This is a genomic window from Pseudomonas sp. S1(2024) (genome assembly GCF_046557535.1).
The window spans coordinates 115,210-131,897 of the sequence record NZ_JBKGFP010000060.1; the positions used below are offsets into that span (position 1 = coordinate 115,210).

General features: G+C 64.6%; 11 protein-coding genes. All 11 read right to left on the minus strand.

The features are described from left to right. Positions 1-51 precede the first annotated feature (51 nt). Positions 52-570 (minus strand): Hcp family type VI secretion system effector, encoded by a 519-nt coding sequence (locus tag ACLCGK_RS16325; protein WP_013972759.1) that lies wholly within the window; start codon positions 568-570, stop codon positions 52-54. 143 nt (positions 571-713) lie between these two features. Then, a complete protein-coding gene (gene tssM / locus ACLCGK_RS16330) occupies positions 714-3,209 on the minus strand; it encodes a type VI secretion system membrane subunit TssM (RefSeq protein ID WP_410952417.1) in 2,496 nt (831 codons plus the stop codon). After that, complete coding sequence (tagF, locus tag ACLCGK_RS16335) at positions 3,206-4,114, minus strand: type VI secretion system-associated protein TagF (protein ID WP_013972757.1); 909 nt, start codon at positions 4,112-4,114, stop codon at positions 3,206-3,208. The genes tssM and tagF overlap by 4 nt, the downstream gene beginning before the upstream one ends. Next, positions 4,111-7,914 (minus strand): type VI secretion protein IcmF/TssM N-terminal domain-containing protein, encoded by a 3,804-nt coding sequence (locus ACLCGK_RS16340; protein ID WP_410952418.1) that lies wholly within the window; start codon positions 7,912-7,914, stop codon positions 4,111-4,113. The genes tagF and ACLCGK_RS16340 overlap by 4 nt, the downstream gene beginning before the upstream one ends. Positions 7,915-7,944: 30 nt before the next feature. After that, positions 7,945-8,661, minus strand: coding sequence for a type IVB secretion system protein IcmH/DotU (gene icmH, locus ACLCGK_RS16345; protein WP_013972755.1), 717 nt, complete (start codon positions 8,659-8,661; stop codon positions 7,945-7,947). Then, positions 8,658-10,001: a type VI secretion system baseplate subunit TssK gene (tssK, locus tag ACLCGK_RS16350; protein ID WP_013972754.1), complete on the minus strand. Its 1,344-nt coding sequence runs from the start codon at positions 9,999-10,001 to the stop codon at positions 8,658-8,660. The genes icmH and tssK overlap by 4 nt, the downstream gene beginning before the upstream one ends. Continuing rightward, positions 9,998-10,720 carry a type VI secretion system lipoprotein TssJ gene (gene tssJ / locus ACLCGK_RS16355; RefSeq protein WP_410952419.1) on the minus strand — a complete coding sequence of 241 codons (723 nt, stop codon included), beginning with the start codon at positions 10,718-10,720 and terminating at the stop codon, positions 9,998-10,000. The genes tssK and tssJ overlap by 4 nt, the downstream gene beginning before the upstream one ends. 24 nt (positions 10,721-10,744) lie before the next feature. Continuing rightward, the gene (gene tssH, locus ACLCGK_RS16360) at positions 10,745-13,342 is read right to left on the minus strand and encodes a type VI secretion system ATPase TssH (RefSeq protein ID WP_015270494.1); all 2,598 of its coding nucleotides are present in this window, start codon (positions 13,340-13,342) and stop codon (positions 10,745-10,747) included. Continuing rightward, positions 13,339-14,409 (minus strand): type VI secretion system baseplate subunit TssG, encoded by a 1,071-nt coding sequence (gene tssG / locus ACLCGK_RS16365; protein ID WP_410952420.1) that lies wholly within the window; start codon positions 14,407-14,409, stop codon positions 13,339-13,341. The genes tssH and tssG overlap by 4 nt, the downstream gene beginning before the upstream one ends. Continuing rightward, a complete protein-coding gene (tssF, locus tag ACLCGK_RS16370) occupies positions 14,373-16,193 on the minus strand; it encodes a type VI secretion system baseplate subunit TssF (protein ID WP_410952421.1) in 1,821 nt (606 codons plus the stop codon). Before tssF ends, tssG begins: the two co-directional genes overlap by 37 nt. Continuing rightward, the gene (gene tssE / locus ACLCGK_RS16375; protein ID WP_013972749.1) at positions 16,193-16,675 is read right to left on the minus strand and encodes a type VI secretion system baseplate subunit TssE; all 483 of its coding nucleotides are present in this window, start codon (positions 16,673-16,675) and stop codon (positions 16,193-16,195) included. The genes tssF and tssE overlap by 1 nt, the downstream gene beginning before the upstream one ends. Positions 16,676-16,688: the final 13 nt, after the last annotated feature.

The following is a 16,688-nucleotide window of genomic DNA, read 5'->3' on the forward strand; positions in this document are numbered from 1 at the left end:
GGCACGCTGTGGGATGTGGGCCGCCGTAGCGGCCCCCGGGTACGCAGGTTATCAGGCAAACACTTTGTTCGCGGTGCGGTCCCAGCCGCCGACGATGTTGCCGCCAGCCTGGCCGTCGGTGCGGTTCTGCTGGGTGTAGGTGGTCTTGATGCGGGCGAAGTTGAAGCTGATTTCTTCGACCGGCAGGTCGCTCACAGCCTTGTCTTCACCGTTCTGGTTGCCACCGGCGATGAAGCGCACCGAGGACACCACGACTTCTTCCATGTCGATGGTCAGGTAGGTGACCTTGTCACCACCGGCGCGGTTCACGTTCAGCTTCAGCTTGGCGATGTGCTTGCCGGTGCAGCAGTGTTCGAACAGCTTGGCCGAAGCCTTGTCGACCGCCTTGCGGATCTTGAAGTCGCTCAGGGCAACACGCTCGGACGACGCACCGCCCGAGGAGCTGGCGGTAGCCGAGGTGGCCTGGGTGGCGCCGTACTCGTAGCCCAGCACTTCGATCCAGTCCTTGTGCTTTGCATCCAGTACTTCGCCCGGGATGCCGTCGATTTGGATATACGCGTCAAATGCCATTGTGAAACTCTCCATTAACAACATTTAAAGGGTTGCTCATGCGCCCCTTGGTTTTGACCTCGCCGAACCTGTCGGCAGAGGTAGCTTTCCGCTACCCGGGCCTCCTCCTGTGAGGCCCGGGTAGCCGGTTCTTGCAGCGGGCTTCAGTTGAGCCCGCGTACTTCGATTTCCACCCGGCGGTTGGGCTCCAGGCACTTGATCAGTTGCGCCCGCGGTTGCTGCAGGTCGCAGTTGACCAGCGGCTTGCGGCTGCCTTCGCCCTGGGCGACCACCAGTTCGGCAGGTACGCCCTTGCCGACCAGGTAGGTGCGAATGGTCTGCGCCCGCTGTTTGGAAACCTGCAGGTTGCCTTGGCTGTCGCCGAGCTGGTCGGCGTGGCCGGAAATGATGATCTTGCCGATGTTGGGCGTGTTCAGCAGTTTGCTGGCGATCGCGCTCAGCTGGCTCTGGCCTTCGCTCTTCAGGCTCTGGAAGTCTGCGCGGCCGAAGGCGAACAGGGTGTCGGACTCCAGCGTGATGGTCTCGATCGAACGCAGCGACTGGGCGCGCAGGCTGTCGATGTAATTGCGCGAACTGGACATCAGGAAGGCGTTGTCGAGGATACGCGGCACATCCGGCTCACGAATCTGGTCGCTGTAGAAGGTGATCTGGCGGCTGGCGTACAGGTAGTCCTGGTTGCCGCCGGCCTCGCTGGCGGCCGCGGCCATGCTCTTGCCGGTATGGCGAGCGATGGCCGGGTACCAGTAGTCGGGCAGGTGCGCCTTGAGAAACGCCGGGTCGGCGTTTTCGCGTCGGGCCGGCGAGAGCATCACGTAGGTATCCAGCGCCGCCTTGCCGAAGTCGGCGATCGACTGCGCGCGGTTGTCATGTGGCAGCGCCTCGGCCTCGACGCTGTCCACGCCGCTCACAGGCTGCAGTTCGCGGGTGTTGCGCTGGTACACCTTGATCGTGGTCAGCAGGTACAGGGTGCGGGTCAGGTTGTCTGCCGTGGGCTTGAGCATCACGTTCTGCAGCGTGGCGAAGTAACGGCTGCGCAGCAGCGGCTCGACCTCATGGCCCTGGTACAGGCCCAGGCGCATGCCCAGCGGCACGCCCTGTTCGCGGTGCTGCCGATAGTAGTGCTCGGCCCAGAAGCGCAAGCGGTCAAGGCTATGCCAGGCGGCGTACTGGCCGCGGGCAGCCTGGTCGTCGGCCTTGGCCTGGGCCAGTTCGCCGGCGATGCTGGCCAGGGTGGCGCGGTTGTTCAGGTACGACCAGCCCCACAGGCTGCACAGCACCAGGGCTGCCAGGCCGGTGGCGGCAACCCAGCCCGCCTTGCGCCGGCGCTCCCGCGTGTTGCTGGTGTACAGCGCCACCAGGTGCTGGTCGGGGATGATCACCTTGCGGAACAGGCTGTTGATGAACAGCGGCGCCGGCTGGCTGACGGCAGTGGCGGTGCCTTCGGCATGTTCGAGGGCGAAGCGTTCGGCCACATGCTGGCCGTGGCTGCCCCACAGGGCTTCGTCGGCCTGCAGTGCGGCAGTGAAATAGAAACCGCGCAGCATTTCGGCGTTCTGGTACGGGTTGGCGCGCAGCAGGCTGTCGACAAATTGTTGCAGGCGCGGCTTGAGTGCGGCCAGCTCCAGCGGGAAGCGATAGGCCGCATTGTTCTGCCGGGTTACCTGAATATCTTGCTGCACCAGTTGCTGGTTCGCCACCTGCTGCCAGTAACCGGTCAGTTCGTCCATCGCCTTGCCGAAGCGCTGGCCCCAGTCGGCCTGCGCGTAACCCTTGTGCGAGAAGGTCTTGCCCATCACTTCACCACGCGCAGCGTCATCCAGCTGGCGGTAGAACGGGGTGAAGCCGGGGATCAGGTCACACTTGGTAAACACCAGGTAGATCGGCAGGCGCACTTCCAGCAGCGCGCAGCTTTCCTGGATCCGTTCACGCAGGCGCTTGGCCACGCGCTCCTGGTCCTCGGCCGAACCATGCAGGATGTCGGCGATGCTGACGCTGACGATCAAGCCGTTGAGAGGGCGGCGTTGGCGATGCTGGCGCAACAGCTGCAGGAAGCCGCGCCACTTGCCGGCTTCTTCGGGGCTGTTCATGTAGCGTCCGGCGGTATCCAGCAGCACGGCTTCGGAGCTGAAGAACCAGTCGCAGTTGCGCGTGCCGCCAAGCCCCGCAACCCGTGCGCCTTCGCGTTCGGCATAGGGGAAGTTCAGGCCCGACTGCAGGATCATCGTGCTCTTGCCGGCGGCCGGCTGACCGATCACCAGGTACCAGGGCAGGGCGTACAGCGCGTCCTTGGCCGAGGTGCCGCGAGGTGTGTTGCTGCGCAGGCGCTCGATGCTCTGCAGCAGGCGTTCGCGCAGCAGGCTTACTTCTTCGCGGTCGGCGGGGGTGGCGTTGAGTACCGCCTGGTCGGCATCGTCGCGCAGTAACCCTTCGAGGTTGTGGTGCTGGCCGGCGCCGCGATAAAGCAGCAGTACATAGCCTGCCGACAGCAGCAGAAACACGCCGATCCCGGCCAGCAGGCTATGCAGCGAGGCGAAGCCCAGGGCGCAACCGATGGCCCAGACCAGGAAGATCGCCAGGAAGAACGCCACTCCCAGCAGGTAGGGTTGGTAGCGCAGGCAGTAGTACTTGATCTTGTTCATACAGGCGTCGCATCCAGCGCATCGACGAATTGGCCGATGACATGTTCAAGAGATCGGTCGTAATCGTGCAGCCGTGGCGCTACCGTCAGCGGGTCGAGCGGCTCCAGATGCTGACCTGCTTCGGCGCAACCACTGAGCAGGCGGTAGGCACAGTTGGCGTGGCGCGACGGCAGGCAGTACAGCCGTGGTTTCATGAAGTCGTCGGCCAGCAGGCTCACCGCCGGCACGCCGGGCTGCCGGCTCATGCGGGTCAGCCAGGTCAGCCAGAGGTCGGCGGTAGGGTTTTTCAGCCCGCGTTCGGCCGGCAAGGGCAGCTCGATGCCACCGGCGAAATCGTTGTGCAGCACGGCTCGGCTTGCCTGCAGTAGCGCAAGCGCCTTGTCACTTTTGAAGTCCGGCCAGGAGCGCAGCAGGGCGCGGGCGACATCGGCCAAGCTGAAATCCTTGAGGAATTTGGCGTGCACCTGGCGGAACAGGTCGAGGTCCTGGGCCTGCAGCGGCCGCAGGGCCTTGATGCGTTCGAACAGGCTGGCGCAGTCAGCGCCCTGCACCGCCTGGTGCAGCATCGGCTTGATCTGCGCGCTGAACAGCTCGCCGAGGGTGAACGGGTTCACCAGCATCGTGGCTCCCTCGCCCTTGAGCAACTGGAAGATGAAGAACGGGTAGCGTCGCTGGCTGGCATCCCGCGAGCTGAGCAGGCCACCCAGCAGCCAGTTGCCGTTGCTCGCGCGGTAATTGAAGAAGCACATCGGCAGTGCGTCGAACAATGCCTGCCAGTCTTCGCGGTGGCGCATGGCCGCCAGCGCAGACTGCAGCCAGGCGTCGAACTCGCAGACTTCTTCCGCCGCGCCATGCAGGCTGACGAAGTCTGCGCTCGACGGCAGCTTGCCGAAGCAACCGATCATTGGGCGCCCCTGTCGTTGAGGGCGCTCAGCGCCTTGACATCACCCAGGTCGGTCAGTTTCACCCCACCGAAGTTGCGCACTACAAGGCTCACGCGGCCGCTGGCGGTGTTCCAGCTGAAGCGTTGCTGAATGCCGTCCAGGTCCTCGACCCGGGCGCTTTCGTTCATGCGCAGCAGGCCCCAGCGCCCGGGGAAGTCGAACACGGTGACCCGCGCGCCACTGAGGGTGACCACATCCAGGCGGGCACCCGGAGCGTTGCTGGTGCCCGGCCAGGCGAAGCGGTTCCAGCTACTGCGGCCGTTGCGGTAGTGCTGTTCCTGGCCATCGAGGGTGAACACGATGTCGGTGAAGTTGGCAGAAGGCTCCAGCATGATTTCGAAGCCGTTGTCACGGTCCGACAGGCTGGCGATCACCTGGCCCACGGAGCTGGCCTTGTCGATGCTGTTGAGCATGCCTGGGTTGACCAGCGCCGGTGCCTTGCCGTCGCCCACACCCAGGCCTTCACCCCCGGCCAGGTTGCCGATTTCGTTGCGCTTGAAGGCCGGCAGCAGGCCGCTGTCGGGGTCGACGAAGCGCTGCAGGTCCTTTACCGACGCCTCGTTGCGGCTGCTGCCGGCAATCGGGTAGCGGTGCGCCATGACCTGTTCCCAAGGCTTGGCGATCTGCTGCGCCCAGGCCTTGGCGATCTGCTGGCCGGCCGGGTCGCGCAGGGTCGCCCAGGCATACTGGATAGGCAGGCTGAACAGCCCCTGCAGCGAGCGCGACAGGCCGTCCTGGCTGGTGTCGACGCTGCTTTCCACATAGTTGCGCACGGTGGTGACTTCGCTCGGCTGGCCTTCCAGGGTCTCGCTGATCAGCTGCTTGCTGCTCTTGCCCACATCCTGCGAACGCTGGATGTTGTTCATGCGCACCTTGAGCTTGCGCAAGGCGGCCAGGTAGCGGTCCATGATGGTGCTGTCGGCGCCTTCGGCGTTGTTTTCGGCGAATACCCGCGCCACCGGTTCGAAGCGCTTGGCCAGGCTGCCGTCATCCACCGCCGGCAGGGCCGGGGCGACGTTGGCGGGCAGGGCGTCCTTGTCGTCGAACAGGCCGGAGACCTTGCTCCAGAAGCCGTCTTCGCGGGTACTACCGAGGGCCGGGATGGCGTGCTTGACCGGCAGGTCCCACTGGGTGTTGTCATTGACCGCCGCCAGCAGGTTCTTTACCGGCGAGTTCTGCACATCGCTGAGCAGCCCCAGCTGCTGGGTGGCCGAGGCCAGGTCGGCGAAGTGGCGTACCCCCACGCTGCTGACCATCTTGTACCAGGCCTGGGTGTAGTCGCGTTTGTAGCGGGTCATGAACTCGCGCACGAAGTTGGCCTTTTGCACGATGGCATCGCCACCTTCACCGTCCAGCACCCAGTCCGACTCGTTGCGCAGGTTGCCCGACACCAGCTTGATCAGTTCGGGCTTGACGAAGGTGTCCCAGCCCTGGCGGGTATAGATTGCCGGTACGCCAGCGGAGCCATACAGCAACGCGCGGCCCGGTTGCGGCACCAGGTCGTTCAGGCTCAGTGCCGGGAACTGGCGGCTCGACTCGAGTTGCAGGCGCAGGTACTCGCGATCGACCAGCGAGCTGGAGATCATGAACGACTTGAGGTTTTGCCGGGTTTCGTTGATCAGCTGTTCGTTACGCGGCAACGACGGCGCCTGGCCTTGTTCCAGCAACTGTACGTACAGCGGGGCATTTTCTGCGATCACGGCTGCGTCGGCCGGAGTGCCTTCGGTGGCGGCGCTGGCCCAGGCCTGGGGCAGGTTGGCAGCGACGAAGGCCGGGTCCGGATGGCCTTGGGGCTCGGTCAGCAGCAGGTACAGCTTGAGGGTGTTGTAGGCATCGATGATCGAGGCCACCTGCTGTTCGTCGAGGCGCCCGAGCATTTCTTCGGACAGTGACAGGCCACCGGTGGTGGCAGACAGCTCGGCGGCATCGCTGGCCGTGGCCAGGTTGACCTTGGCGGCATAGGCACCGGCGCGGCTGTTGCCCAGCGCAGCCTGGGCCTTGGCTGCAATGGCCGGGGCCAGCGGCTTGCCATTGCGTTTTTTCGGTGTCGGGGCCGGGGTGAATTCCAGCTCCTGGTTGATACCGTTGGCGAAGGTGTTGAAGGCCCGCATCTGCACTTGCAGGCTGCGTGCGATCGGCTCCAGCGCCTGGCTGCGCAGTTGCGCCAGGTAGGCGGTGCGAGTCACCTGGTGGATGGCTTCGCCATGGTACAGGCCACCCCCCAACTGCAGTGGTACACCCTGCAGGCGATGGTTTTCGACGCGGGCCATCTGTTCGCGCAGCACTTCCAGGCCCTTGCCAGCGGCCAGCTGCTGCTCGCGGTCTTCTGCCTGCTCGATCTGCGCCAGCTGCCCGCGCAGGCTGTCCAGCCATTGGCGGTTATTGGTGAACGACAGTGCCTGCCAACCGATGAACAGCAACCCGGTGGCGGCGGCCAGGCCCAGCAGCAGCGGGCTGAACGCAGCCTGGCGGCCCAGGCGCGACTGGTACAGGGTCAGGTCGCGATCGGGGAAGATCACCTGGCGGAAGGTGTCGGTGATGAAGTAGCTGCGGTTGCCCGCGGCCTTGCCGACGTTCTCGGTGTGCTCATCGTAGGCGGCTTGCAGGGCGAATTCGTCGGCGATGACGTCTTCGTATACCTGCCCCAGCTGCTGCCCGGTCTGCAGGGCACTGGTGAAGTACAGGCCGCGCAGCAGCAGCGGGGCACCGCCGCGATGGCCGCGGGTGAAGTGCTCCAGGAACTGCTCGAGGACACCGCTGAGTGCGGCGAAGTATTGCGGGAAGTTCAGCAGGGTGCTGTCGGCTTCGGCACCGAGGGCGATCACCTGCGCGTCGACATGCTGGCGAATGTGGTTCTGCAGGTTGCCCAGGCGCGTCTGCAGCACGGCGCGCAGGCCGTTGTTGCGGATTTCCGACAGGCCGAAGGTCATGCCCAGCGGTTGCTGGCGTTCATGCAGGTCAAGGCCGTCGAACGCCTGGCTGAAGCCCGGCAACTGGTCGGTCTTGCTCAGCATCAGGTAGACCGGCGGGTTGGCGTCGAGGCACTCGGCGTATTCTTCCACCCGCGCCACCAGCTGGGCCGCCAGGGCATTGCGTTCGTCGCTGTTGGCCGCCAGCAGCTCGGGCAGGCTGACCACCATGATCAGGCCATTGATCGCCGCCTTGCCGCGCTGCTTGCGCAGCATGCGCAGGAAGGCCGAGAACTCGCTGGCCGACTGGTCATCGCGCAGATAGCGGCCGGCGGTGTCGATCATTACCGCGTCGGGGCTGAAGTACCAGTCGCAGTGCTGGGTGCCGCTTTCGCTGTCGTTGGCCGTGGCAATGCTGGCCGACAGGCCGGAATGGGTCAGCAGCGAGGTCTTGCCGGCCGCCGACATGCCGACCACCAGGTACCAGGGCAGGTCGGACAGTGCCGCCTTGCCACCGCCTCCAGCGGAGCGGTCGGTGCGCAACATGGCAATGGCATGCTTGAGGCGTTCGCGCAGCACCTGCTGGTCACGGAACTCGCCAGTGGCATTCCACGAGCGATCAACCTCGATCTGCAGCAGGTTCTCCAGGTTGTGCTCGGCGCGAATGCGCTGGTATTGGCGCAGCACGATCACCAGCAGGAAGCAGGCGCTGATGATTGCCAGTGCTTCGGGCAGGTGCTGTTGCAGCCATGGCAGCAACGGGGCGACCAACCAGCAGGTCAACAGGCTCGCCAGCCACAGCAGCAGCAGGAGAAACCAGAAATTCTTCAAAAGGCGCAGTAATGTTTTCATGTCTTCCTGACTCGGCTACCTGACGTTTGCTCAGGCACTGAACAGCTGGCGGATTTGTTCGGAAAGGGCGGCGACGTCCTTGTCCAGCAACCAGTCCAGCGTCAGGTACACGGCGACGCAGACCAGCGCGATCAGCGCCAGGTAAACCCACAGCGGCACCTCGTGGCGCAGCATCTGCGACACCTGGTCGGGCAGTGCCCAGTCCGGTGACAGTGCTTTGGGCGCCTTGCGGTAGCGGGCAATATCCTGGCCCAGGGTATTGGCCAGGTAGCGCAGCTGGTCTTTCTGGCCGAGGCTGAACTTGCCCTCGAAGCCCAAGGCCAGGCACAGGTGGTAGACCTCGAGCACATCGATGTTCTGCTTGACGTCGGCACGCAGCGCATCGACCTTCTCGAAGAAGCCTTCACCCGCCAGGTGCACGCCGAAGTAGCGGAACTGCAGCGGCTGCAGCTCGAAGTGCTGGCGCAGCTGGTTGTCGCTCGCGCGCAGCACGCTCTCGTCGAGGAAGGCACACAGCGCGTACTGGGTGTCCTTGACCTGTTCGGCGCTGTAGTTGGCAGCGCGGGCTTCGCGTTCCAGGTTGGCGAAGAAGCGTTCCACGCTGGCTTCGAAGGCCGGCACCGAGGTGACCTGACGACCACGCCGCACGATCAGGGCCATGCTGATGAAGTCCTGGACCAGGTCCTTGAGCGTCGGTTTGTCGTTGGCGGCCGCGACGGCGCCCTGTTGCAATACGGCTTCGGTCATTTGAGCACCGCCATCAGTTCAAGCTTGAGGTTGGTAAAGGCGCTGGGCGCGTAGAAGCAGATGGTCTGGGCATTCATCATTCGCTCGTAGACATGGCCATGCGGCTCGATGGCGAAGTACTGGTTGTCCAGGCGCACCGGTATTGCGTTGGGCAGCCGTGCGGCATGGTTGAGCGTGACGCCGGGCATCGCGCTGTTGACCACCACCTCGATGTCTTCCGGCGAGCCGACCTTGAATGCCCGCGGTACCAGCTCCAGCAGGCTGGCACCAGGCATGTCGGCATGGACCGAGATATAGAAGTCGGCCTCGGTCAGGCGTGGATCGTGCAACTGGCCCTGCCAGTACGACGGCTTGGTCTGGTTGAGGTTGATGACGATGCACTGGTTGGGCACCACGTTGTCGAGCATCACCCGTATCATCTCGTCGAGCTTGACCAGCGACGCGGCTGGGTCGTGATGGTCGTATTCGGGGATGTCGCTGAGCTGGGTGTCCAGCGTGAACGTCAGCAGGCCACCCGCCAGGTCGGCAAGGAACAGGTACAGGCGCTCGGGGTGCAGGCGCGGGTGCGCCAGCAGATGGGCCAGCTGCGGGTGGGCGCGGTTGACGGTGTTCAGCAGCCAGAACAGGGTTACGTCGCTGGAGCCGAACTCGGCGATCTGGTCTGCGCGTTCGCGGCGTCGGCCGGACAGGGCCTTGCTCTTGGCCTGCAGGGCACCGAGCAGGCGCTTGCCGATGCCGGCCAGGGTCTCGTGGCTGCCCAGATGCAGAGTGGGGTGGACGAAATGCGGGTCGAGATTGAAACCGCCCATGCTGTTGCGGGTCAGCCTGGCCAGCGGGCAGTGGCTGTAGCCGTCCAGGCTGTCACCGTCCACCAGCAGCACCACGTTCAGGCGCAGGCTGGTGATTTCGTTTTCCAGCTCGCCTTCATTGAGGTCGGGCAGGGTATCGAACTGCTTGCGGAAACGCCGCGCGGCCTTGTGTTCCTGGCCGTCCTCGACATAGTTAAGGCCGAATGGCTCGGGCAGCTTCAAGGCAGCATGGACCTTGAGGTCGTTGGCCTTGAGCAGGTCCTTGAGGTCGCGGGCGGCCGGCAACGGGTCGTGCTGCGGTGCGTCGTAAAGGCTGCCGTCCGGGAACACCAGCTTGAGGCGCTTGAGCTGCAGCGAACCGTTGGCCAGGGCGTCCTCATCCACCTGCAGTACCTGCACACCCCAATGGAATGGGGTGGTGCGCAAGGTCGCCTCGGCCAGCTGGTGCTGGTGGAACTCATCCTGGTACTGGAAGTGCTGGGGCAGCAGGAACATGCCTTCCGACCACATCACCCGGCTCTGCTTGCTCATTTGACGCTATCCACTAAAGAGTTGAAGGTTGAATCCATGGTGTTCTGTGCCGATTTGCCGGCGGCATCGCTGGCCTTGTCGAGCACGGCGTCCTGCACCTTGTCGGTGAGCGTCGGTGCGCTGTCCCGGGCCTTCTGCGCGGCTACCAGCTGGTCGGCGGTCGGCGGTTTGTTCAGTACGTCGACGCCACGCATGGCGCTGATTTCGGTGTTGTCCACCAGCACCCGCAGGCCGTCGGAAGAGAACCAGATACCGTCCTTGCGCAGCGAGTTGGCGTCGAAGGCGACCTTCCAGCGTGCGTCCTGTTCGTTGCGGAAGAACGCTGCCACGCCGACGTAGCGAGCGCTCTTGGCCAGTGGCCATTGGTCGATCTGGCCGATGCCCGGCAGCAGGGTGATTTCGCGGGCTTCCACCAGGGTGTTGCCCAAGGCCTTTTCCGGGGTGTCCCACAGGGTCTCGGCATCGGTCGCGGCGAAGCGTTCGAGGTCGGTCAGCTGGTACACGCGCATCACCACCGACAGCGGCTTGCCCTCGGCATCGGGGTTGAGCTGGTTGCCGCCGTCGGAGGTCAGGATGACCTTTTCGCTGTCGGCCAGCATGTCGGCCGCCCAGCTGTCTTCCATGCGCTTGCCGATACGGTCGGTGACCCCGCAGCCGGCCAGCGCCACCAGCAAGGCCGCTGTGGTCAGGCGTTTGAGGGCGGTGTGCTTGTGTTGCATGACGGCAAAACCTCCGTGTACTGGTCAGGCCACGCGATAGGCGAAATCGCCATCGCTGCCCAGCTCGATCGCAAGACGCTGGATCGGCGTGTCCTGGGCCATGCGCTCGAGCACGCGCTGGGCGAGCTCGGGCATCAGGGTCTGGGACAGGATGTTGTCGATGTTGCGCGCACCGCTGTCGACCTCGGTGCAGCGCGCGGCGATGGCCTTGACCAACGCCTGGTCGTAGCTGAGCTCGGCCTGGTGGTTGCGGGCGAAGCGCTTGGCGATGCGTTCGAGCTTGAGGGCGACGATGCGCTCGAGGATCTGGTCCTGCACCGGGTAGAACGGCACGATGCTGAGGCGGCCGAGGAAGGCCGGCTTGAACACATGGTTGAGCTGGTCACGCAGGTCTTCGACGATCGCTGCGGGCGTCGGCAGCTCGGTGGCGTTCAGGCAGGTCTGCATGATGCGCTCGGTACCGGTATTGGAAGTGAGGATGATCACCGTGTTGCGGAAATTGATCTCGCGGCCTTCGCCATCGTCCAGCACGCCCTTGTCGAATACCTGGAAGAACAGTTCGAGCACGTCGGGGTGGGCTTTTTCCACCTCGTCGAGCAACACCACGCTGTACGGCTTGCGGCGCACCGCCTCGGTCAGCACGCCGCCTTCGCCATAGCCGACATAGCCGGGTGGCGAGCCCTTGAGGCTCGAAACGGTGTGGGCTTCCTGGTACTCGGACATGTTGATGGTGATGAGGTTGCGTTCACCGCCGTACAGGGTATCGGCCAGGGCCAGCGCGGTTTCGGTCTTGCCGACGCCGCTGGGGCCGAGCAGCAGGAACACACCGATCGGTTTGTTCGGGTCTTCCATGCGTGCGCGGGAAATCTTGATGCGCTTGCCGATCTCGTGCAGGGCGTGGTCCTGGCCCAGCACGCGCTCACCAAGCAGGGCCGGCAGGCGCTGCACGGTGTCGATCTCGTCACGCAGCATCTTGCCCAGCGGGATACCGGTCCAGCCGCTGATGACCTGGGCGATGGCGCCGCTGTCGACCAGGGCATGGACCAGGGGCTGGTCGCCTTGCACGCGGGCCAGTTCGGCACGCAGGGCGTTGAGCTGCTTGGCATCGGCCTCGCTGGCGGCGTCCAGCGCCTTGAGCTGTTCGACCAGTTCCAGCTCCTGTTGCCACTGCGTGTTCAGCTGCTGCTCCCGCTGCTGCTCGGCCTGCAGGGCAGCCTGCAGCTCGCCCAGGCGGCGAGTGTGGTCGTGGCCTTTGCCGGCTTCGTGGCCGAGCACGGCGATTTCGGCCTGCAGGTTGTCAATCTGGCGGCGGCAGTCTTCCAGGGCGCCAGGTTGCGACGATTGCGCCAGGGCAATGCGCGCGCAGGCGGTGTCGAGCACGCTGACCGCCTTGTCGGGCAGCTGGCGGCCGGTGATGTAGCGGTTGGACAGGCGCACGGCCTGCACCAGCGCTTCGTCCATCACCGCTACCTTATGGTGTTCGCGCATCTTGCCGAGCAGGCCGCGCAGCATGTGGATGGCCTTGTCTTCGTCGGGTTCTTCCACCTTGACCACCTGGAAGCGGCGGGCGAGGGCGGCGTCCTTCTCGAAGTACTTCTTGTATTCGGCCCAGGTAGTGGCGGCGATGGTGCGCAGCTCGCCACGGGCAAGGGCCGGTTTGAGCAGGTTGGCGGCATCGTTCTGCCCGGCCTGGCCACCGGAACCGATCAGGGTGTGGGCTTCGTCGATGAACAGGATGATCGGGTGCAGGCTGCGTTTGACCTCTTCGATCACTGCCTTGAGGCGGTTCTCGAACTCGCCCTTGACCCCGGCGCCGGCCTGCAGCAGGCCCAGGTCGAGGGTGTGCAGGGCCACATCCTTGAGCACCGCCGGCACGTCACCTTGGGCGATGCGCAGGGCCAGGCCTTCGACCACGGCGGTTTTGCCGACCCCGGCTTCGCCGGTGAGGATCGGGTTGTTCTGCCGACGGCGGGTAAGGATATCGACCATCTGCCTTACTTCGAACTCGCGGCCCAGTACCGGGTCGATGCGGCCTTCGCGGGCGCTCTGGGTGAGGTTGACCGTGTACTGGTCCAGCGCCGGGGTCTTGCCGCCGGCCTTGCTCGCACTGTTCACTGGCGCCGCAGGGCTGGCCAGCGGGCTGGCCTGCCGGGACTCGGCGCTGCCTTCCACCAGCGCCGCAAGGTTCAGGCGCAGGTCATCGGCGTTGATTTTCTCCAGCTCCGGCGCCGAGGCGATCACCACGCGACGCAGTTCGGCATCGTCGAGCAGGGCCTGCAGCAGGTGAGCGCTGCGCACCTGGCCGACGCCGTATTCGATCGACGCCAGCAACCAGGCCTGTTCGATCATGCGGGTGATGTGCGGCGACAGCGCCGGGGTGCGGGTATTACCTTTCTTGAAGGTGCCCAGGGCCGTGACCAGCTGCGCCTGCAAGCGCTCGGCGACTACTTCGTAGTGGCGCAGGATCGGCGCCAGGTCGCTGTCGCTGTTATCGAGCAACTGCAGCAGCAGGTGCTCCACCTCCACGTCGTAATGGTGCTCCGACAGGCACAGGGCCGCCGCGCTTTCCGTGGCCGTGCGGCTGGTTTCGTTGAGCTTGGCGAACAGAGACTTCAGGTTCACAAGGCGACCCCATCGTAAGGAATGTGGAAGACGGCGCAACGCGAAGGCTCCGCGTCACGACCAGGGCGTTTGAGCCAGCCCAGCCAGCCCAGGGCGACATTGCCACTGCGGCCCAGCTGGGCGCGTGGCACCGCCTCGCGCTTGAGGCGCGGGGCAATTTCGAAATCCAGTTCGGCGCCTATATAGAAGCGCACCAGCTCGACCAGCTTGCGGTAGCACGCGGTGCCCGGCTGGAAGCGCTGGTAATCGGCCAGGCTCAGCGGCCCCAGCTCGATGCGGATGCACGACTGGTAGTCCCAGACCCGGTTGCCGGCTACGGTGCTGTGGCCGAGCTGGGCATTGCGGCGGCCAAGCTGGGTGCATTGTTCGGGCTGCAGGTGCAGCCAGCGCCCGGCGAACTGGCGGACCTTGATCGGCAGCGAGAAATAGAAGCCGAGCATGCGTTCGAGGTTCAGCGCGTTGCGCGGCTTCTGGCTGAGCAGGCCGGCAAAGTAGCTGAACAGCTCGCGGCGCAGCGCGGTTGGTTGCTGCTCGAACTTGAGTTGCTGCGCGCGCGGGCCGAGGCCGACCAGGTTGAGCAGGTAGCCATCGAAGCCCGAAGTGCCATTGCGCTCGTGCTCGATATGAAATTTGTACTTCTGCCAGGCCTCGTAGAACAGCGTGGTCATGCGGTGCGAGAAGATGTCGAGAAACGCGTGGGCGGCATCGTCGCGATACTGCACGTGGCGCTCCAGCAGCAGCTCGGTATACGGGCGCGGCAGTACGCCTGACGGCCCGACCAGGCCCATGAAGGTGACCTGCACTTCCGACAGCGGCAAGCCGGCCGGCGACACCTTGCCTTCGCGCTCGAAGTGCAGGTCGCTGACCTCGCTGGCCGGGAACGCCAGCGAAAGCTGGGTACGAAAACGCAGCGGGTCTTCGTGCGGCCGGGTTGCCAGGTCCATGCGCCCGGTACGGCTGTAGTGCAGGCGGAGCAGGCGCACCAATTGAAAGAATTCGAATCGGTGCGGCTCGGCTCGGGCCTGATCGATCAGACCAGGGGCTGATCGCCGGTGCGTGCTGGCCATTGGACGACTCTCTTTTCTCGTTGTTGGGTGCGCAGGGTCAGTTGGGTGAAGCTGTTCATCGAGCAGTACTGGCCGAAGAAGTGGTCCAGCACCATGCCGAACAGGTACACGCCACTGCCGATGAACTGGCTTTCATCCAGGGTCAGCGTGATGCCGACGCCACGTACGAAGTTCGGCCGCGGGTGGCCGATGCGTGCGACCACCGGCTCGCTGCTGATCGCCTTGATGCCGTTGATCTGTTTGCGAATGGCGGAAACATTGCGGTAGTTGTACAGCGACAACAGCTCCAGCAGCACTTCGCGGCCCTGGCTGACCAGCGACATATGGTTCAGCGACAGGTGGGCGATCAACCGCCAGATCAGGCCCTTGCCCAGGGGCACACGCACCGTGGCGGTGGGCTTGCGCAGGCAGCGGATATCCTTGATCACCGAGTTGGCGGGAATGTTGAAGTCACCACGTTCGCCCCCGAACGGCAGCATCAGCGGTACATCGCGGTTGCTGCAGGTAAGGCCGATGCTGAGGGTGTCGCTGCTGGCGTCGATCAGCTCCAGGTCGCGGTCGACCACGCGGATGCTCATGGCGGTGGCGTCACCCTGGATGCGCCGGCGCGCCACCCAGAAGCTGCTGTGCGGGTCCTGCTCGCCACGGGGTTCGAAAAACGGGTGGCAGGTGGCGACCTGGTCGATGCCGCCGAGTTTGCGCACCCGCCGTACGCGGTCGATCGAGACGACTTCGGCAGCGTTGTGCAGCCGTGTATCGGGAGTGACCGGGTATTCGTGCTGGGTGTGGGTCAGCTTGATCGGCTCGGCTTGCTGGCGGAACAGGTTGATGATCGGTGTGCAGTTGAGCTTGAAGTTGTTGCGCCCGATGTTCTGGGTCAGCCGCGCCAGGCGCTCGCTGAGGTCGTAGTCGGAGAAATAGAAGTTGATCTCGACCTGCTCGATGGCCTTGCCCTGAAGAATGCGGGCAAAGCCGTTCAGGTCGAAGAACATGAACTTGTCGGGGAAGGTGAAGTACTCGTGCAGCAGGCGGTAGCCCAGGAACGAGCGCTCGGAGTAGTCCACCAGGCCTTCGTCACGGGCGTAGCCCACGGCTTTCAGGGCATCGGCCGGCAAGGCCACTTCGCGGCTGCGGCCCTGGTCCTGGAAGCTCAGGGTGGCCTTGGCCAGGTTGTTGAACAGCAGCTCGTACAGCTGCAGTATCAGGGTCGCCTCGCCGTCGAGGAAGAACCGCAGGCGGTCCAGTTCCATCTGCCCGAACAGGGCATCGCCGGTGGCTGCCAGGCGGATGCGCAGGCGTGCGACCAGGTCGGCGCTGTGGCCGTTGAAGGCCGAACGCTCCAGTTCGGCGAACGAGGCCTGCTGCACGGCAATCGGCCACAGCTCTACCGGGTAGCAGGTGCGGAACTTGCACACCACACCTTCCACGGCATTGGCATGTATCTCGGTATGGCGCGCCACCCGGTAGGCTTCGGTGACTTTCTCGTGCTTGCCCAGGCTCAGCTCGGCAATCGACATCGATGGGGTAGGGCGCAGGTAGTGTGGGTACAGCACCTCGAGGAAGGATTCGACGATTTCCGGAAACTCGTCATCGAGCTTCTTGTGCACCCGCGCAGACAGGAACGAGAACGCTTCGATCAAGCGCTCGGTGTGCGGGTCTTCGCAGTTGTCGCCCTCGATCAACAGCCGCGAAGCGATTTTCGGGTACTGCGCGGCAAACTCCTGGCCGAGGAAGCGCAGGTGCGACAGTTCCTTTTCGTAGTAGGGCAGCAGTTCGTCGAGCATCAGTTGAGGTTCTGCACTTTGTATTCCTGGGTGTTGACCTGCAGCACGGCGTCGAATGACACCTGGCGGCTGATGTCCTGCAGACGCAACACGGCGTCCACGCGGAAGGTCAACATGCGGTGGCCGTTCTGCTGGGCCAGCAGCTGCACGCGGACACGGCGAAAACGTCGGTCCCCTGTGCTGATCGCCCGTTCCAGTTGCTGCTGGATCAGGCGCCGATCATGCGGGTCCAGCACGCTGCGGCTGATGAAGTCGGGCATGCCGTATTCGAGGATGGAGCCACCGAGCTGGCTGTAGCCCTCCAGCTCTTCGGCGACCAGGCTCTGGCGAGTGTTCACCAGTACCTCCAGGTCACGGACGATGCTGGCCTTGTACTCGCTCAACGAGCAGGTGCGTTGCACGGCTGGCTCGGCCGACTGGTACGGACGGTCGTCCAGCAGTCGGTCGAGCAGCGAGGGCAGCAGGCGGGCCTGGTTACTCATGTGTCATCCCTGT